Raw genomic sequence first — 18,993 nt, forward strand, 5'->3', positions numbered from 1 at the left:
CTGTAATTCCTTCCTGTCGTAGGAGAAAAATAACCCTTTTATTTCCAATTTGGTATGGTTAAGGTTATCATACCACGGCTCTGCGGTTTTGTTGTACATGTGCCGCGCCTTTGCTTGCATTGCCAAAAGTATGCACTGTCCGGAATGACACGACAAGGTATTATTTTATACAGAGTTAAATATTTTTTTAGTGTTCAGCAAACTGATGAGAATGCCAATTATAGATTTACTTCTTCTTTGTATATAAACGTTGCACACAAATAGACCCAGCCCCCAAAGGCTGGGTTTTTAGTGATGGAAGTGATCCGTGGCGGCGCAAAGTTATAATCCTCGGAAAATACTGATCGATACACCCAACGACAGCCACCCCCTGCCAGCTTTGAACTACGCCATCTACCGTAGACGGGCCAGCTTCTCCAGAAAGTCTGCCACGATTTCCAGCGATGCCTCGTCGAAACTAGCTAACAGTTCCATCGCTTTATGATCCTTCTCCTCGTGAAAAACCCGGTGCAGCTCAGCCAGTTCGGCGCCAAGCGGTGTCACAGAGTAATAAATTTCTTTCAGGTTGTCCGGCAGCTGGTTTTTTCGTATCAGGTCCTGCTCCAGCAATTTGCTGGTAATTTTGGAGACGGCGCCTTTTGTTAAACCCATCTCGCGGGCGATATCGATCCCTTTAATGCCGTCATGCGCATAGATGACGTCCAGAACGTGCAGGCTTGAGACGGATAGACGAGGCAGCAGCTTTTTCAGCCGGTCGTCGGAAATGCGCTCCATGAGCCAGAGCCGATCGCTGTCATCCTCGGCTTCGCTGACGAGGATCTGGTATATGGATTTTTCGATGCGATTTTTGAGCTGAAGCAAATCATCATTCATATCAGGCATAAGGCAAGCCTACCTTTTTTCTTTTCATTATATCATGGTTTCCGCAGAAACCATTTGACAAAGCATCATTTCCTTGTTATTGTGGTTTCCATGGAAACCATTTAGTTGGAACGTGGTCTTCATGCAGCTTCTGCAGAAATCACATTACATTGATTTGGAGGGAAATTTTATGAATGAGGTCATTCAATTGATCCGCCAGCATCGCTCCATCCGCAAGTTTACAAATACGCCGTTAACCGGCGAGCAAATCGAAGCCATCGTCGACGCGGCGCAAATGGCACCAACCTCGGCGCATATGCAGCCGTTCTCGATCATCGGTGTCACCGATCAGGAACTGCGCAAGAAAATAGCGGAGCATTCTGAAAATCCGTGGATTGCGGAGTGCGGATACTTTTTTATCTTTTGCGCCGATTTTCACCGCATGATGCTGGCTGCCGGCCCGGACTACCAGGACAAAATGAGCCGCAACCTGAACTACTCCTATTTTTATCAAACCAGTGTGCTAAGTGCCGCGCTTGCTCTGCAAAACGCCAACTTGGCGGCTCAATCGATGGGTCTCGGGGCCGTTATTATTGGCGGGATTAACAGTGCTCTGCCTGAACTGGACGAATGGGTGGACCTTCCGGACTTTGTCATTCCTTTGGTCGGTCTTGCGGTAGGCGTCCCCGATGAATTCCCAGAACAAAAGCCGCGCCTGCCACGGTCCGCCGTATTTTTTGAAAACCAGTATGATCGTGATCTTAAGGCACAGGTTGAAGCGTATGACCGGGAAATAAAAGAGTATTATGGCGCTCGAACCAACAATAAGCAGAAGGCCAGCTGGTCCGGGAAATTCATCTCTATGCTGGATCGAGATTTGCCGCTGGGCGGGTATACGGAGTATGTGAAGAGCAAAGGGTTTGATTTGAAGTAGGCTCGTCAGAAATGCAAAATCCACAACCCCATGAGGTTGTGGATTTCATTTACGTGATAGGCGAGGGGAAGTCGAACCCCTGTCCGGACATAACGCCATCTTTTTTCCGCGTATAGATCGTAACCATAGTGATGTCACTGGTCCTCGCTTTTTTTTAATGCTTCGTCTGATTCGGACTTGTATTTGTTAAAATAGGCAGCATTTTCTGACTCTTCTCCATGAAGGAATTGCATTGGCCACAAATCGGTTGGATCAGAAAAACAAAGTTATCCCTCATCCATCCGTTGCACTTTTCATTGGTGCACGACCATATCGTTGTCATTTCCTCAGGAAGATCGATCATCAGTCTTTTCCGTGAATAGTACAAGCAGCATCCCACTTTCTCTTCTGGAATCATGAGCGAAAAAAAGGCCCCGACACGATGTGCGGGACCTTTCTAATTACAAACTTAGAGTTTTACAACATTCTCGGCCTGTGGGCCACGGTTGCCTTGTACTACATTAAATTCAACTTTTTGACCTTCATCCAACGATTTGAAGCCGTCGCTCACGATTGCACTGAAGTGCACAAATACGTCGTCTCCGCCTTCAACCTCGATAAAACCAAAACCTTTGTCTGCATTAAACCATTTTACTGTTCCTTGTTGCATAGTTCATTACCTCCATAATTGTTTTTTTACATGATCTTCGAGTTTCCAAAAAAAATCACATATTGTACAAGGTTACATCATCAAAATCTAACCCTCTACAATATGTGATCTCAGGTCGAAATTCCAATAAACTAACTATAACACAACTGGAGATGAATAACAAGTTTTTTTGAATTTTGCTTCCATTTTATTGGAACTCACCTTATCTGCAGTATGACACTGTATAATCTTCCCCGGGTAGTATACTTAGTAAACCACAATTAAAGTGGAGAAAAATATTGATTAAGAGTCATTGCGCAGCCATCCTAATAAATAGAGAGATGCAAAAAAGCGGCCCGTTACGGGTCGCTTTTCTGATACTCATTATGGAGGCGAGGGGAGTCGAACCCCTGTCCGAAGATAACGCCACATAAGCTTCTACGGGTGTAGTAACAGTTTTAATGTCACCCTAGAGACTCCCCGTTACCGGATTCCCTTCGGGTCAGCCTGTTTGTCTTCTTCAGCTAGCCGCAGGCGGAGACTAGACAGCGTATCCCACTAAAGTTGAGCCCTCATCCCGGCACATGGGCGATGCAGAGCGAGAGCACGTCTGCAGGTTATTAAGCTGCGAGAGCGTAGTTGTTTTGTTGTTTGCCAGTTATTATTGGCTTTAGCGTTGATGAAGTGGACGCGTCCCCACTACCCGCTACTCATGCTCGAACTATCCCCGTCGAATCCAAAAACGCCCCCTTATTAAAAAGGGCTTCTATTGGATTAGATTAGAACCGTTGAAGCATAAGAAGCAATCTATCCAGCATCCTTCCCCTCCATGAAGAAAGGATGATCAGAAGCATTTATCACGTAAAAGGCTGGTCAAGCCATAACCTCTTACATACATAGTATATCACACATTCCGGCCAAAATGACACAGAGGTTGAAGGAAACGCAGGTGAAACTTGCCTGTAACTTCACATAACCCCAAATTAACGCGCGATCTTCTGCTTCTCACGGAGTGCCCGCTGAATGTCGCGCTGCGCGTCGCGTTTGGCGGCCGAATCACGCTTGTCATACTGCTTCTTACCGCGGCCAAGGCCGAGCAGCAGCTTCGCGTAGCCGTTGCGGATATACACCTTGAGCGGAACGATCGTATAGCCTTCCTGCTTGGTCTGTCCCAACAGCTTGTGGATCTGTTCCTTGTGCATCAGCAGCTTGCGGGTCCGCGTCGGATCCGTCGGATTATAGCGGTTGCCCTGCTCAAACGGGCTGATATGCATGTTATGAATATGAATTTCCCCATTGCGGATCGTTGCAAACGCATCCCCGATATTGGCCCGTCCGTTCCGGATCGACTTGATCTCGGTCCCGGTCAGCACCATGCCGGCTTCGTACGTATCCTCGATGAAGTAATCATGGGAAGCTTTTTTGTTCTGGGCCAGGACCTTCCCGTCACTCTTCTTACCACCCATGCTATCACTCCTCCCACACTTGCTATAACAGCAATGGACTTCCGGTGTACAGCTCAAGGGAAAGCAGCTCAAGCGCCCTAACGAGAGCGTCTAGAGGCCGCAAACCCGGCCAGTATACCAGAAATCCATTGTATCAACTGGGCTGGGCAAAATCAAGATTTCGGCGAAAAGGCGCACGGGTGGCGCCCATTTCAGGCGAAGCCTGATTTAAAAGATACTGCCCAGAAACCCTTCTACTTTTTCTTCTTGCGCACGAAGGCGGCTGTGCCATTCTTGGCCGCACCCTTCTTCTTGCGCTTGCGGACGACGCTCTCGCCGCTGCCGGCATTGTCTTCGCGGGCGGCAGCCGCCCCATCCCCGACAAAAATACCGCTGCGCGACGTTTTCTTCTTGCGGCCGCTGGACGGCTTGCTACTGCTGCCGCTTTGGCTTCCGCCAGGCGCCGGGGCGCCGTAGCCACCCTTGCCGGAGCCGAAGCCGAAGCTCGCCGGCCGCTTGGCTTCGCCGCTGCGGCCGCCTTCCCGCGCGGCGCCCTGCTGCGCTGCGCCGGCGCTGCCCTCGCGGGCGCTCTTGCCCGGCCGCGCGCCCTTGCCGCCGCCACGGGCCGCACCGCGCCCGCCGCGGCCATTCTCGCCGCCTTCACGGATGGCGGCGCCTCTGCCCACGCGGCCTCCACCACGGCCGCCAAAGCTTCCGCCGCGCCGGCCTTCGCTGCGCGGCTTCATGTCCACCATCTCGAAGTCGATGGTGTGATCGTCCATGTTCACGCGCTCGACGCGGATCTTCACTTCGTCGCCGATCCGGAACACGCGTGACGTGCGCTCCCCGATGAGGGCCATGGAGGCCTCATCGAAATGGTAGTAATCGTCCGTCAGCGCGCTCAGCCGGATCAGGCCCTCGACCGTGTTCTCGAGCTCGATGAACATGCCGAAGCTCGTCACGCTGCTGATGATGCCTTCGAATTCCTCGCCGACCTTATCGAGCATGTATTCGGCCTTCTTCAGCTGGTCTGTGTCACGCTCCGCATCCACCGCCACACGCTCACGCTCGGAGGACTGCTGGGCGATGTCTGCCATCCGGGAAGCCAGGTACTCCAGCCGGTTCTCCGGCAGGACGCCCTTGTTCTCCAGCACTTCCCGGATCACCCGGTGAATGACCAGGTCCGGATAGCGGCGGATCGGAGACGTAAAGTGCGAATAATATTCGGCGGCCAGTCCAAAGTGTCCGGACATTTCCGCATCGTATTTCGCCTGCTTCATCGAGCGCAGCATCACCGTGCTGATGACCTTTTGCTCCTTCGTGCCCTGGATGTCCTCCAGCAGGCTTTGGAGCGCCCGTGGATGCACGGAGTTGCCCCGGCCCTTCACATGGTGACCGAAGTTGGCCGCAAACGCCATGAACGTCTGGAGCTTCTCCGGATCCGGATTTTCGTGAATCCGGTACAGAAACGGCACTTTCATCCAGTAGAAATGCTCGGCCACCGTTTCGTTGGCCGCCAGCATGAACTCCTCGATGATCTGCTCGGCGATCGAGCGTTCGCGTTTCACGATGTCGACCGGCTTGCCGTTCTCATCGACGATCACCTTGGACTCCACAAAGTCGAAGTCCACCGCACCGCGGTTCATCCGTCTCGCCCGCAGGCGCAGCGCAAGCTCCTTCATCAGCTTGAAGGTGTCGACCAGATAGCTGTACCGCTCCGTCACTTCCGGATCCTCGTCGTTCAGGATCTTCCGGACGTTGTTGTACGTCATCCGTTCCTTCGTCTTGATCACGCTGGTAAAAATGTCATGTCTCACGAGCTTCATATGCTCGTCGAATTCCATTTCGCAGGACATCGTCAGGCGGTCCACCTGCGGATTCAACGAGCAGATGCCGTTGGACAGGCGGTGCGGCAGCATCGGGATGACCCGGTCCACCAAATAGACGCTGCATCCGCGGTTGTACGCCTCTTTATCGAGCTCCGAGTTTTCGCGGACATAGTAGCTGACGTCGGCGATATGAACGCCCAGAAGGAAGTTGCCGTTCGGCAGACGCTCCACGTTTACTGCGTCATCGAGGTCTTTCGCGTCCTCTCCGTCAATCGTGACGATCGTTTTGCCGCGAAGGTCACGCCGTCCCTGCTGGACGATTTCCTCCTCGGTGATCGAATCCGGCGCTTGCTCCGCCTCTGCCATCACCTCTTCCGGAAAAGCTTCCGGCAGCTGATGCTTGCGGATAATGGACAGGATATCGACCCCCGGATCATCCTTATGCCCGAGAATCTCGACCACTTCGCCTTCCGCGGCGGATCGGCCCTCCGGATAATTGACGATTTTGACGACGACCTTCTCGCCGTCGACCGCCCCGTTAAAGGCATCCTTCGGAATAAAAATATCCCGGTTGATCCGTTTATCGTCAGGCAGCACAAAGCCGTACGCTTCATGCCCTTGGAAGACCCCGACGATCTGGGTAATGGCCCGGTTGACGATCCGCACCACTTCCCCCTCCAGCTTGCCGCCGGCCGGGCTCTTGGCCGTAACCCGCACCAGAACGGTGTCCCCGTTCATGGCGCTCTTCATATCATTGGCTCCAATATATACATCCGGATGCTCCCGGTCTTCCGGGATCAGGAATGCAAAGCCTTTCGCATGGGCCTGCAGACGGCCCTTCAGGAGATCCAGCCGTTCCGGCACGCCGTACCGTTCCGACCGGGACCGCACGATGGTCCCTGCCTCCTCCATCGCGTTCAGCGTTTTCAGAAAATCCTTGAAATCCAGCGCATCGTCAATCGCGAAATGCTGTTCCAGTTCCTGATACGTCATCGGTTTATATTCGGGATCCTGCATCAAATCAAGTATCATCTGTTCCGTAATCATCGTTTCATCACCTCAGGTGACTTGCAGGAATGCCTTCCGCAAGTGACTATGTAATCGTTCGTTTGTTGTATTTGTCCAGTAATATACACATACCCTAGTATACACGAATTTAATCGGTTGCATCCCTGCCCGTAAGCCTTAATCAACCTAAAAAACCTCCGCTCATCTTCCAATCGAAAAAGAGCGGAGGTTTTGGTGTGCTGCTATTCTTTACTTGACGACGACGGCCACCACAATGGCCAGGATAAAAAAGCATGCCGCGACGACAACCGTCACGCGCTGCAGCACGAGATCCATGCCGCGTGCTTTCGTTTTACCGAATAGATGTTCCGCGCCACCGGAGATGGCCCCGGAAAGACCCGCGCTTTTCCCTTTTTGCAAAAGAACAATCGCGATCAACGCGATGGAGAAAATCACGAGCAGCACCTTCAACAAGATTTCCATTTGTTCCACCTCCCAATGGCTTAACATCTCAATTATATGAATGTCAAAATTTCAATTCCGTTATGGCCGGACTTAGAATGCAGCCCAGCGTGCACAAACAGCATTCTTATTGTATCATAGCCTATTTGCGAACACAAGCTAAACCCGCACTGCACCGCTGTTTATAGCATCAATCACAAGCTCAGGGTGGCACACCCCCAAACGCAAGATCGTTTAAAATCCGAGTCACCGATCCTTTGATCGCTATGCTGGTAGCTCCATCTTGAAATAAAAAACCCCATCGACGCAGCTTAAAAAAGACAGACCGCGTTTAGCGGAAGTGTTCCTTGCGATGATTGAATCGTTCAGCGCCACTGAAATTTTAAATAAAAAAAGCGCCCCGGAGTTACCCGGAACGCTCTTTGCTTAAGGCTGTACAGCCTTATTTTTTCAGGTTGTAGAACGACTTCAGACCGTTGTACTGCGCCAGTTCGCCCAATTCGTCCTCGATGCGGAGCAATTGGTTGTACTTCGCGATACGGTCTGTACGGGACGGAGCACCGGTTTTGATTTGACCGGCATTCGTTGCTACGGCGATGTCAGCGATCGTGCTGTCTTCGGACTCACCGGAACGGTGGGAGACAACCGCTGTGTATCCTGCGCGTTTCGCCATTTCGATCGCATCAAACGTTTCTGTCAGCGTACCGATTTGGTTTACTTTGATCAGGATGGAGTTGCCGATGCCTTCTTCGATACCTTTTTCAAGACGCTCGGTGTTCGTTACGAACAAGTCGTCGCCAACGAGCTGGATCTTGTCGCCGAGTTTCGCGGTAAGGAGCTTCCAACCTTCCCAGTCGTCTTCGGAGCAGCCGTCTTCGATCGTGATGATCGGGTATTTGTCGACCCAGGAAGCGAGCAGCTCAACGAATTCACTGGATGTGTAGGATTTGCCTTCGCCTTCAAGATGGTATTTGCCATCTTTGTAGAATTCGGTGGAAGCGACGTCCATACCGAGGAATACGTCAACGCCTGGCTTGTAGCCGGCTTTTTCGATAGCTTCCATAATAGAGGACAATGCGTCTTCGTTGGACGTGAAGTTTGGAGCAAATCCGCCTTCGTCGCCAACTGCTGTGTTCAGGCCTTTGCCCTTCAGAACGGATTTCAGGCTGTGGAAGATTTCTGCACCTGTACGGAGAGCTTCCTTGAACGTAGGCGCGCCAACCGGCAGTACCATAAATTCTTGAACGTCGACGTTGTTGTCGGCATGAGCGCCGCCGTTGACGATGTTCATCATTGGTACAGGCAGTTGTTTGGCATTGAATCCGCCAAGGTATACGTACAGCGGAAGGTCCAGAGCGTCAGCAGCCGCGCGGGCTACGGCCATGGATACAGCCAGGATGGCGTTAGCGCCCAGCTTGCCTTTGTTAGGTGTTCCGTCCAGTTTGATCATCAGCTTGTCGATGCCGAGCTGGTCGAGCGCGTCCATGCCGATGACTTCAGGAGCGATGATTTCGTTCACGTTCTTCACCGCGTTCAGAACACCTTTGCCGAGGTAACGGTCTTTGTCGCCGTCGCGAAGCTCTACAGCTTCGTGAGCGCCTGTGGATGCGCCGGATGGTACGATGGCGCGGCCATGGCCGCCGGATTCCAGATATACTTCAACTTCAACCGTAGGGTTACCGCGGGAGTCGAGGACTTCGCGTGCGTACACGTCAGAAATAATAGTCATTTTGTGCTAATCTCCTTTTCCACATTCGTAATTGGTTATTCAGACCACATGATATAGGTTGAACTCAAGTCTCGAATGGAGAACCCTGTTGTAACGGCCTTATCCTAGCCCTACAACACGAACTTCTTGAGTTCATTCTATATTGCTTGTCAGCTACTACAGCCATTATAACGCATCGGATCACCGGAATCGAATTTTCCGCTTATTTGCGGGTTGCAATCATCGATTCGCCGGTCATTTCGGCAGGCTTCGGCAGCTGCATCAGATCGAGAATCGTCGGCGCCACGTCGGCCAGAATGCCGCCTTCGCGCAGCGTTACGTTCTCATCGGTCAAAATAAACGGCACCGGATTCGTCGTATGAGCGGTGAATGGGCGGCCTGCTTCGTCAAATACCATGTCGGCGTTTCCGTGGTCGGCGATAATAATCGCTACCCCGCCTTTGGCAATAACGGCATCCACTACTTTGCCCATGCACTCGTCGGTGACTTCAACCGCTTTGATCGTCGGTTCCAGCATACCGGAGTGACCGACCATATCCGGGTTGGCAAAATTCAGAATGATCGCATCATGCTTCTCGGCTTCAATTTCCTTCACGCAGGCGTCCGCCACTTCGTAAGCGCTCATTTCCGGCTTCAGGTCATAAGTGGCGACCTTCGGCGAATTGATCAGAATGCGCGTTTCTCCAGGCAGCTCGACGTCGCGTCCGCCGCTGAAGAAGAAGGTAACATGCGGATATTTTTCCGTTTCGGCAATACGCAGCTGCTTCTTGTTATTCTGCACCAGCACTTCGCCCAGCGTGTTGTCCAGGTTCTTCGGCTCGTAGGCTACGTAGCCTTCCACCGTTTCGCTGAACAGCGTCAGGCAGACAAAATGGAGGTTTTCCGGGAACTTCGGCCCACGGTCGAATCCGCGGAAGTCCTTGTTCGTGAACACCTGGGACAGCTGGATCGCGCGGTCCGGGCGGAAGTTCAGGAAGATAACGGAGTCTCCGCTCTCCACCAGCGATACCGGGCTGCCCTGCTCGTCAACGATGACGGTCGGCTCTACAAACTCGTCGAATACCGATTTGTTATAGGATTCCGTTACGGCAACCAGCGGATCGGTGTATTTCGGTCCATCCCCGTACACAATCGCACGGTAGGACTTCTCTACGCGCTCCCAGCGTTTATCGCGGTCCATCGCATAGTAACGACCTTGTACCGTGGCGATTTTGCCGACGCCAACTTCCTTGATCTTGGCTTGCAGATCCTGGATGAACTTCTTGCCGGAATCCGGAGCCACGTCGCGTCCGTCCAGGAAAGCATGGATGTAAACCTCATCCAGCCCTTCTTTTTTCGCTAGGTCCAGCATAGCAAACATATGCTCGATATGGCTATGTACCCCGCCGTCGGACAAGAGGCCATACAGATGGAGCTTCTTGCTGTTATTCTTTGCAGCTTGCACCGCTTCGACCAGCGTCGGGTTGTTGAAAAACTCCCCTTCGCGGATCGATTTCGAAATCCGGGTCAAATCCTGGTACACGATGCGGCCTGCGCCGATGTTCAAATGGCCGACTTCGGAGTTTCCCATTTGCCCTTCCGGCAGACCTACCGCTTCGCCTGAAGCGGTCAGCGTCGTGTTCGGATACTTCGCCATCAATCGGTCGTAGTTCGGTTTCTTGGCCTGCGCTACTGCGTTGCCTTCGTCCGTGCTGCGCAGCCCGAATCCGTCCATGATGATCAGTGCTACGGGTCTAGGTGCGGTCATCTTACTTCGCCCCCTCAACGAGCTGGATGAACGAAGCCGGCTGCAGGCTGGCACCGCCAACGAGCGCGCCGTCGATGTCGCTTTGGCCCATGTATTCTTTAACGTTCTCCGGCTTCACGCTGCCGCCGTATTGGATACGGACTTGATCCGCTACCTCTTTGCCATACAGGCCTTCAACCAGGCTGCGGATATAAGAGATCACTTCGTTAGCGTCCTGTGCAGTCGAGGACTTGCCTGTTCCGATCGCCCAGATTGGCTCGTAAGCGATAACCACTTGAGCCGCCTGTTCTGCGGACAAGCCTTGGAACGCTGCTTCCGTCTGCACTTTGCATACGTCTTTCGTTTGGCCGGCTTCGCGCTCTTCCAGCTTCTCGCCGACGCACACGATTGGAGTCAGGTCATGACGGAATGCCGCTTGGACCTTTTTGTTTACGGTCTCGTCGGTTTCGGCAAAATATTGCCGGCGCTCGGAGTGGCCGATAATGACGTAGTCTACGCCAAGGTCTTTCAGCATCACGCCGCTGATTTCCCCGGTGAACGCACCGTTATCTTCAAAATGCAGGTTTTGCGCACCGATTTTGATCGATGTGCCTTTCACAGCTTCCACCAAAGCGGGAAGGTTCGTGAACGGAGCGCAGATGACGTTCTCCACGCCTTCAACTTCAGCTTTGCCTTTGACTTCTTCGATAAACGTTTTGGCTTCCGGAACGGTTTTGAACATTTTCCAGTTGCCGGCGATGATAGGTGTTCTCACACTTTTCACTCCTTTTTTGTCCTTACGGGTCCGTACGTTCCGCGCTCTTCCAGCGCTTCTTGCTTACTTGTCGTTCAGTGCCACGACGCCAGGGAGAGCTTTGCCTTCCATGAACTCGAGGGATGCGCCGCCGCCAGTGGAGATGTGATCCATTTTGTCAGCCAGATGGAATTTCTCTGCCGCTGCCGCCGAGTCGCCGCCGCCGATGATGGTGTAGCCTTCGGTTTGGGCGCAGGCTTCAGCCACTTCGCGTGTACCATTGGAGAAAGGATCGATTTCGAAAACGCCCATCGGTCCGTTCCATACCACGAGTTTGGAGTTCTTGATGATCTCTGCATATTTGGCACGGGTTTTCGGTCCGATGTCCACGCCTTCCCATTTCTCAGGGATGTTGCCGACCTCTACGATGTCAACGTTCGCATTGGCGCTGAAATCGTCCGCGATGACGATGTCAACCGGAAGCAGGAAGTTTTTGCCGAGATCCTTCGCCTTTTGGATAAATCCGAGCGCGACATCCAGTTTTTCATTATCGCACAAAGACAGACCGATTTCATAGCCCTGTGCCTTCATGAACGTATAGGACAGGCCGCCGCCAATCAGGACGTTATCCGCGATGTTCAGCAGGTTGTCGATGACGTCGATTTTATCCTTAACCTTGGAACCGCCGATGATTGCTGTGAAAGGACGCTCCGGATTGGACAGTGCTTTACCAAGTACGGAAAGTTCCTTCTCCATCAGCAGGCCGGAAACAGCCGGCAGGTAATGGGCGATACCTTCGGTCGAAGCATGCGCACGGTGAGCGGCGCCAAACGCGTCGTTTACGAACAGGTCAGCCAGCTCAGCGAACTGCTTCGCAAGTTCCGGATCGTTTTTCTCTTCGCCAGGGTAAAAGCGGACATTTTCAAGCAGCAGCACGTCGCCGTTGTTCAGCTTCTCCACTTGCGCTTTGACCGCGTCGCCAACCGCTTCGTCAGCCTTGACAACCGGTTTGCCGAGCAGCTCGGACAGGCGCTCTGCCGCAGGTGTCAGACGCATGGATTCTACCACTTCGCCTTTCGGGCGCCCCATGTGGCTGGCCAGAATCACTTTCGCGCCATGCTCGATCAGGTAGTTGATCGTTGGCAGCGTTTCACGGATCCGTGTATCGTCGGTAATTTTGCCGTCTTCCAATGGCACGTTAAAATCAACGCGCACGAATACGCGTTTGCCGTTTACTTCTACATCACGTACAGACTTCTTGTTCATCGTATTGTTTCCCTCCGCACCCATATTTTTAACGGGACAGTCTCCTCAGCCCCGTGGTTCAGCATGTTAGGACATTGATCTTGCAATCATAGAATGGCTCAGCTCCGCTGAAAATTTATGCATTCTATATTTTAAAGAGCGGAAACATAGGATGCCTGTTTCCGCTCGGGATGTTTTCGCTATGGGATGGCCGATATTACTTAGCGATCTTAGCGAAGTATGCCAATGTGCGAACCAATTGGGAAGTGTAAGACATTTCGTTGTCGTACCAAGCAACGGTTTTAACCAGCTGTTGGTCGCCAACAGTCAACACTTTCGTTTGAGTAGCGTCGAAGAGCGAACCGAACGTGATGCCTTTGATGTCGGAAGATACGATTTCGTCTTCAGTGTAGCCGTAAGTTTCTGGATCGGAAGCTTCTTTCATTGCTGCGTTTACTTCGTCAGCCGTTACTTTGGTGTTCAGAACTGTAACGAGCTCAGTCAGGGAACCAGTTGGTACAGGTACGCGTTGAGCGGCACCGTCCAGTTTGCCTTGCAGTTCTGGAAGAACCAGACCAATCGCTTTTGCAGCGCCAGTGGAGTTAGGAATGATGTTTTCTGCAGCTGCACGCGCACGACGGAAGTCACCTTTTGGATGCGGAGCGTCCAGGGTGTTTTGGTCGCCAGTGTAAGCGTGGATCGTTGTCATCAAGCCTTGAACGATACCGAACTTGTCGTTCAGCGTTTTGGCCATAGGAGCCAGGCAGTTCGTTGTGCAAGATGCGCCGGAGATTACAGTCTCAGTTCCGTCCAGTGTCTCATGGTTAACGTTGTATACGATCGTCTTCATGTCGCCTGTAGCCGGAGCGGAGATCACAACTTTCTTAGCGCCGCCTTTCAGGTGTTTCTCAGCAGCTTCTTTCGTTGTGAAGAAGCCTGTGCACTCGAGAACGATGTCTACGCCAAGATCGCCCCAAGGAAGTTCTTCAGGGTTACGGTTCGCCAGAACCTTAACTTCTTTGCCGTTCACTTTGAAGAAGCCGTCGTGAACTTCGATATCTCCGTTGAAAGTGCCTTGCGTTGTATCATATTTGAGCAGATGGGCCAACATCTTAGCGTCAGTAAGGTCGTTGATGGCTACAACTTCGATGCCTTCCACATTTTGAATACGGCGGAAAGCGAGTCGTCCGATACGTCCAAAACCGTTAATGCCTACTTTTACACTCATTGAATAGTCCTCCCAAAAGTTCGTATTTTATTTATTCAAAACAGGTAGATACCTGTCATGACATCAAAAGGAATGTTGTTTACTCGCTGCCAATTTCCCGGCAGATCTCGATAGCGGCCGCTTCGTCAACCACCAGAATGTCCTCGTGGCCGAATTTGAGCACCGCATGGATCGCTTTGGCCTTGCTTCGGCCGCCCGCAATGCCGATGACGGTCTCGGTCCGCATAATGTCCTCCAGCCGCAGCCCCAAAGTCATCATTTTATGAACGACAACGCCTTGTTCATTGAAATAGTAGCCAAAGGATTCGGCTACGGCTCCTTCCGACCGGATCTCCTCCACGGCGGCGGGATCCAGCCTTCTTCGGCGGGTCATCTCCATCGCGTCCCCGATGCCGTGCATGATGATGCGGCAGTGCCTGATCGCCTGCACGATCTCCTGGATGTTGCGGTCCTGCACCAGCGACTGATACGCTTCATCACTCAGGAGGTCCGGCACATGCAGCAGCCGGTACTGCGCGCCGACGCGCTTGGCCATGGTGGATGCGATCGTGTTCGCCTGAAACTCCACGCTTTCGCCAAGTCCGCCCCTAGCTGGCACGAACCAGCTGTTCTTCATCGGTACGGCCGCCTGCGGCGTCAACTGCTCCGCCACTTCGGCGAGCGTTGAGCCTCCAGTCACCGCTACGGTGTCCCCTTGGTTCATGACGCCAAGCAGCGCTTTGGCACCCGCGCGTCCCAAGTCACGCTTCGTGAGCGGCGACGATTCGCAATCCCCGGGCACGACCACGACTTTGCGCAAGCCGTACGTCTGGCGGATCTTCTCGCCAAGATCATTGAGGCCGAACAGCACTTTCACCATCGGCTCCATCTGTTCGAGCAGCTTGCTTCCCGCCTCGCTGACCCTCATCCCAGAGCTCTCGATCTCAACCAGGCCCTGGGACTTGAGAAGATCCGTCTCGGCCCGCAGCACCCGCTCGGTCATATGCAGGGATGCAGCGAGCGTTCTCCGGCCGATCAGCTCCGACAGCTTGATCTGATGAAGAATGGTATATCTGGTCTTGAGAACGTCCACGAGATCAGGCAGAAGCTGCTTTTGTATCTCTAATATATCCCGCATTTCTTTCCACTCCTGCAACTTCGCTTCCCTCTCTCCCCTGGCCCTAAAATGTCCCGGGTCAACGTTTTAAGTCCCACCACTATTCTACTCAATAATGGCGCTGGTTGCAAGTAGTCCACTGACTATAATTCACATCAGCCTTTCCTCCTATACAGCATTTTCCTGATTCGAAAAAATTAATAACTTAACCCTTGCATTTTGAGGCAAGCTATCATATAATAACTCTTGCTATTGAATTTTGCGCCCGTGGTCCAATGGATATGACGTAGGCCTCCGAAGCCTGAGATCGAGGTTCAATTCCTCGCGGGCGCGCCATTTTTCTTTAATAGAAGAGAACGCAGAACGGCAACCGTTCTACGTTATGTTTTTAACCAAACGTACCACAGCCAATCAGATGGCTATTTTTTTTACCTCGAGTTTGACTTTCTTTGACTTTTTGTTTGAAATTGTTTATCATGTGGTTAATACGGTAACAGTATGTATAGAATGACCTATTTTGAGCCAATTAAGGGAGGTTTTCCACGTGAGTTATATTCCTATGGTCGTCGAACAAAGCAACCGCGGTGAACGGGCTTACGACATCTATTCCCGTTTGCTGAAAGACCGCATCATTTTCCTGGGCACCGAAGTCAATGACGTGGTCGCCAATTCTATCATCGCCCAGCTGCTGTTCCTCGCAGCCGAAGATCCGGAGAAAGACATCCATTTGTACATTAACAGCCCCGGCGGATCCATTACGGCCGGTATGGCGATTTTCGATACAATGCAGTTCATCAAACCGGACGTATCTACAATCTGCGTAGGCTTGGCGGCTTCCATGGGCGCGTTCCTGCTGAACGCCGGCGCCAAGGGCAAACGCTTCGGCCTGCCAAACAGTGAGATCATGATCCACCAGCCACTCGGGGGTGCGCAAGGCCAGGCTACGGATATCGAAATCCGCGCCCGCCGCATTCTGAAAATGCGCGACACCTTGAACCGCATCTTGTCCGAACGTACCGGACAGCCGCTGGAGCGCATCGAGAAAGACACCGACCGTGACTACTTCATGAGCGCAGCTGAAGCGCAGGAATACGGACTGATCGATAAAGTTCTGGAAAGCACTCCAATCCAAGGCGTGTAAATATTCGCGGCTTTGGAACCGAAGAAAAACAGGGAATCTCCCCGAATCGATCCGCTTACGGATCGCCGGGAGGTTCCCTGTTTTTTTGTTTTTCAAGGCGTCAAGCAGGCTGCAAGTGCGCCCATGAACATGATTCTCACAGGCTTGACCACATCAATATATTGATGTATTATTCTTAATACCCGCTTTAAACCATCTACATATTGATTGTCAGCGGCATAGTATATATAACATAATTTCCCACAACACACCATTCATTCCGGTGTTATTTTGAGAAAATCAATTTAATTTTTCAGCGAAGCTGAACCATTCTGTGATCACAAGAATAACGACCACGATATGTGGTGTGGTTATCTTCAATGACGTCAATAGACGTTTTTTTTGCGCCCGTGACCACGGCAGAGAACATTATTCAGGAGTGAAGGATCATGCTGATCGTCTATGATTCCAAGACCGGCAATGTCAGACGCTTTATCAACAAGCTGAACATGAGAGCCATTCCGATCGAAGAGCAGGAGCAGGTGAATGAGCCTTACGTGCTCGTAACGTATACAACGGGTTTTGGGCAGGTGCCCGAGAAAGTGTCGAACTTCCTGTCGAAGAACAACCGCATGCTTCGCGGCGTGTCGGCCAGCGGCAACCGGAACTGGGGGCCTCGTTTCGCCAAGAGCGCGGATACGATATCGGAGATGTACCATGTGCCGGTCATCACCAAGTTCGAGCTTTCGGGAACGATGCGGGATACGGAGATTTTCAAAGAGAGGGTGCGGAGCATTGAAGCATATTGAACTCAACAACGAAATTATGCAGCGCGGATCGGACGGTTACTTTCAATTGGAAAAAGACCGGGAGGCGGTTGCCGCCTTTATGGAGGAAGTGGAGCGCGATACGATGAAGTTCGGCTCCCTGCGCGAGAAGCTGGATTACCTGATCAGCAACGACTACTATGAGAACGTGTTTGAGCATTACACCTACGACGAAGTCGAGTCTGTGTTCAACCTGACGGCGAGCAGCGACTTTCAATTCCAGTCCTACATGGCGATCTCGAAGTTCTACAAGGACTATGCGATGAGAACCAACGACAAGAAGCAGTATCTGGAGCAGTACCCGGACCGCGTCGCCATCGTGGCGCTGTACTTGGGCGAAGGGAATATCGGTAAAGCGCTCCGCATCGCCGAAGCGATGATTGAGCAGCGGCTGCAGCCAGCGACCCCGACCTTCCTCAATGCCGGCAAAAGCCGCCGCGGCGAGCTGGTCTCCTGCTTCCTGCTGGAAATGGACGATTCGCTCAATTCGATCAACTACGTGCTCGGCACCTGCATGCAGCTGTCCAAAATCGGCGGCGGCGTCGCCGTCAATTTGTCCAAGCTGCGTGGGCGTGGCGAACCGATCAAAGGCGTGGCCGGAGCGGCCAAAGGCATCATGCCGGTGCTGAAGCTGATGGAGGACGCCTTCTCCTATGCCGACCAAATGGGCCAGCGCAAAGGCTCGGGTGCCGGATACTATAACATTTTCGGCTGGGATGTCATCGAGTTCCTTGATTCGAAGAAAATCAACGCCGACGAGAAGCTGCGCATCAAGACGCTGTCGATCGGGCTGATTGTCCCGAACAAATTTTACGAGCTCGCCGCCCAGAACAAGCCGCTTGTGGTCTTTGGCCCCTACTCGGTATACAAAGCCTACGGCAAGCATCTGGACGACATCGATATGGACGAAATGTACGACGAGCTGCTCGCCAATGACCAGGTGACGAAGAAAACCGTCATGAGCGCCCGCGACATGCTGACGAAAATCGCCTCAATCCAGCTCGAGTCCGGTTATCCGTACATCGTGAACAAATCGAACGCCAACAAGGTGCATGCGCTGAAGGATGTCGGCCAGATCAAAATGTCCAACCTGTGCACGGAAATTTTCCAGCTGCAGGAGACTTCGGAAATTAACGACTACGGTGTCGACGATGTGATTCGCCGGGACATCAGCTGCAACCTGGCCTCGCTGAACATCGTGAACGTAATGGAGCAGGGAAAAATCAAGGAATCGGTCCGTGTCGGCATCGAGGCCCTTACGGTCGTCAGCGATCACTCCCGCGTGGAGAACGCGCCGGGCGTGAGCCTCGCCAACAAGGAGCTGCACTCCGTCGGCCTTGGAGCCATGAACCTGAACGGTTACCTGGCCAAAAACAAAATCGCATACGAGAGCGCTGAGGCGCGCGAGTTTGCGAGCACCTTTTTCATGATGATGAACTACTACTCGCTGGAGCAAAGCATGGAAATTGCGCGTGATCGCGGCGAAACGTTCCGGGACTTCGACAAGTCCGAGTACGCGAAGGGTACCTATTTTGACCGCTACCTCGAAAAAGACTTCCGGCCGCAATCGGAACGCGTGAAGCAGTTGTTTGAAGGCATCGAGATCCCGTCCCCTGAGGACTGGGCGCAGCTCAAGGCGCTTGTGCAGAAGCACGGACTGTACCATGCCTACCGTCTGGCGATCGCGCCGACGCAGAGCATCTCGTACATCCAGAACGCGACGTCCAGCGTCATGCCAATCGTCGAGCATATCGAAACGCGTACCTACGCGAACTCGACGACATATTACCCGATGCCGTTCCTCAGCGCGGAGACGCAGTGGTATTATAAATCGGCCTACAATATCGACCAGTTCCGCCTGATCGACATGATCGCGGAAATCCAGCAGCATGTGGACCAAGGCATTTCCACCGTGCTGCACGTCAACAGCACCGTATCGACCCGGGAATTGTCCCGTTTCTATATTTACGCCGCCCAGAAGGGGCTAAAATCGCTGTACTACACCCGGACGAAAAAATTGTCCATCGAAGAGTGCACCAGCTGCGCCGTCTAAATTCGAATATTACGCAAGGCGACAGCGGGGGCTTGAACAGCCCCTGTC

The 18,993-nt window shown here is 52.6% G+C and carries 16 protein-coding genes, 1 tRNA gene and 1 other RNA gene; 5 read left to right on the top strand and 13 right to left on the bottom strand.

The genetic code is table 11. The annotated features are described in order from the left end of the window. Nucleotides 1–393: 393 nt before the first annotated feature. Nucleotides 394–882, bottom strand: coding sequence for a MarR family transcriptional regulator (locus IAE55_RS25560; protein WP_145161986.1), 489 nt, complete (start codon nucleotides 880–882; stop codon nucleotides 394–396). A gap of 169 nt (nucleotides 883–1,051) precedes the next feature. On the opposite strand from IAE55_RS25560, the gene IAE55_RS25565 reads away from it, so the two are divergent. Continuing rightward, nucleotides 1,052–1,795 (top strand): NADPH-dependent oxidoreductase, encoded by a 744-nt coding sequence (locus IAE55_RS25565; protein WP_200634253.1) that lies wholly within the window; start codon nucleotides 1,052–1,054, stop codon nucleotides 1,793–1,795. Between the two features lie 154 nt (nucleotides 1,796–1,949). Here the strand turns inward: IAE55_RS25565 and IAE55_RS25570 are convergent, their stop codons facing one another. The 12 genes from IAE55_RS25570 to IAE55_RS25625 form a co-directional block, all read right to left on the bottom strand. Next, the gene (locus IAE55_RS25570; protein ID WP_308737674.1) at nucleotides 1,950–2,192 is read right to left on the bottom strand and encodes a cold-shock protein; all 243 of its coding nucleotides are present in this window, start codon (nucleotides 2,190–2,192) and stop codon (nucleotides 1,950–1,952) included. A gap of 51 nt (nucleotides 2,193–2,243) precedes the next feature. Then, on the bottom strand, nucleotides 2,244–2,444 hold the full coding sequence (locus tag IAE55_RS25575; protein WP_076173149.1) for a cold-shock protein: 201 nt from the start codon (nucleotides 2,442–2,444) through the stop codon (nucleotides 2,244–2,246). Nucleotides 2,445–2,807: 363 nt separating this feature from the next. Beyond that, nucleotides 2,808–3,173, bottom strand: a transfer-messenger RNA (tmRNA) gene (gene ssrA, locus IAE55_RS25580). A 233-nt stretch (nucleotides 3,174–3,406) separates the two neighbouring features. Next, complete coding sequence (smpB, locus tag IAE55_RS25585) at nucleotides 3,407–3,889, bottom strand: SsrA-binding protein SmpB (RefSeq protein ID WP_105445139.1); 483 nt, start codon at nucleotides 3,887–3,889, stop codon at nucleotides 3,407–3,409. Between the two features lie 233 nt (nucleotides 3,890–4,122). Then, nucleotides 4,123–6,744 (bottom strand): ribonuclease R, encoded by a 2,622-nt coding sequence (rnr, locus tag IAE55_RS25590; protein ID WP_200634254.1) that lies wholly within the window; start codon nucleotides 6,742–6,744, stop codon nucleotides 4,123–4,125. Nucleotides 6,745–6,954: 210 nt separating this feature from the next. Continuing rightward, nucleotides 6,955–7,188, bottom strand: a complete 234-nt coding sequence (gene secG, locus IAE55_RS25595; RefSeq protein WP_076173152.1) for a preprotein translocase subunit SecG — start codon at nucleotides 7,186–7,188, stop codon at nucleotides 6,955–6,957. 421 nt (nucleotides 7,189–7,609) lie between these two features. Beyond that, entirely contained in the window at nucleotides 7,610–8,896 is a 1,287-nt protein-coding gene (eno, locus tag IAE55_RS25600) for a phosphopyruvate hydratase (protein WP_076173153.1), read from the bottom strand. Between the two features lie 202 nt (nucleotides 8,897–9,098). Next, nucleotides 9,099–10,643 carry a 2,3-bisphosphoglycerate-independent phosphoglycerate mutase gene (gene gpmI / locus IAE55_RS25605; protein WP_200634255.1) on the bottom strand — a complete coding sequence of 515 codons (1,545 nt, stop codon included), beginning with the start codon at nucleotides 10,641–10,643 and terminating at the stop codon, nucleotides 9,099–9,101. Nucleotide 10,644: 1 nt separating this feature from the next. Further along, on the bottom strand, nucleotides 10,645–11,397 hold the full coding sequence (gene tpiA, locus IAE55_RS25610) for a triose-phosphate isomerase (protein ID WP_200634256.1): 753 nt from the start codon (nucleotides 11,395–11,397) through the stop codon (nucleotides 10,645–10,647). Nucleotides 11,398–11,460: 63 nt separating this feature from the next. Beyond that, nucleotides 11,461–12,642, bottom strand: a complete 1,182-nt coding sequence (locus IAE55_RS25615; RefSeq protein ID WP_116233172.1) for a phosphoglycerate kinase — start codon at nucleotides 12,640–12,642, stop codon at nucleotides 11,461–11,463. 196 nt (nucleotides 12,643–12,838) lie between these two features. After that, nucleotides 12,839–13,849: a type I glyceraldehyde-3-phosphate dehydrogenase gene (gene gap, locus IAE55_RS25620; RefSeq protein WP_076173156.1), complete on the bottom strand. Its 1,011-nt coding sequence runs from the start codon at nucleotides 13,847–13,849 to the stop codon at nucleotides 12,839–12,841. Between the two features lie 79 nt (nucleotides 13,850–13,928). Then, nucleotides 13,929–14,966, bottom strand: a complete 1,038-nt coding sequence (locus IAE55_RS25625; protein WP_105445135.1) for a sugar-binding transcriptional regulator — start codon at nucleotides 14,964–14,966, stop codon at nucleotides 13,929–13,931. A 240-nt stretch (nucleotides 14,967–15,206) separates the two neighbouring features. Between IAE55_RS25625 and IAE55_RS25630 the strand changes: the two genes are divergently transcribed. The 4 genes from IAE55_RS25630 to nrdE all read left to right on the top strand — a co-directional run bounded on the left by IAE55_RS25630 (nucleotide 15,207) and on the right by nrdE (nucleotide 18,945). After that, nucleotides 15,207–15,281 (top strand) — tRNA-Arg (locus IAE55_RS25630). A 208-nt stretch (nucleotides 15,282–15,489) separates the two neighbouring features. Then, on the top strand, nucleotides 15,490–16,086 hold the full coding sequence (clpP, locus tag IAE55_RS25635) for an ATP-dependent Clp endopeptidase proteolytic subunit ClpP (protein ID WP_076173158.1): 597 nt from the start codon (nucleotides 15,490–15,492) through the stop codon (nucleotides 16,084–16,086). A 428-nt stretch (nucleotides 16,087–16,514) separates the two neighbouring features. Continuing rightward, nucleotides 16,515–16,874, top strand: a complete 360-nt coding sequence (gene nrdI, locus IAE55_RS25640) for a class Ib ribonucleoside-diphosphate reductase assembly flavoprotein NrdI (RefSeq protein ID WP_145027353.1) — start codon at nucleotides 16,515–16,517, stop codon at nucleotides 16,872–16,874. Next, nucleotides 16,861–18,945 carry a class 1b ribonucleoside-diphosphate reductase subunit alpha gene (gene nrdE / locus IAE55_RS25645; protein ID WP_234489861.1) on the top strand — a complete coding sequence of 695 codons (2,085 nt, stop codon included), beginning with the start codon at nucleotides 16,861–16,863 and terminating at the stop codon, nucleotides 18,943–18,945. The genes nrdI and nrdE overlap by 14 nt, the downstream gene beginning before the upstream one ends. The last annotated feature ends 48 nt before the right edge of the window (nucleotides 18,946–18,993 follow it).

Origin of the sequence: Paenibacillus sp. S28 (assembly GCF_016624415.1) — a bacterium.
In the GTDB taxonomy this organism is placed as follows: Bacteria; Bacillota; Bacilli; order Paenibacillales; family Paenibacillaceae; genus Paenibacillus_AQ; species Paenibacillus_AQ favisporus.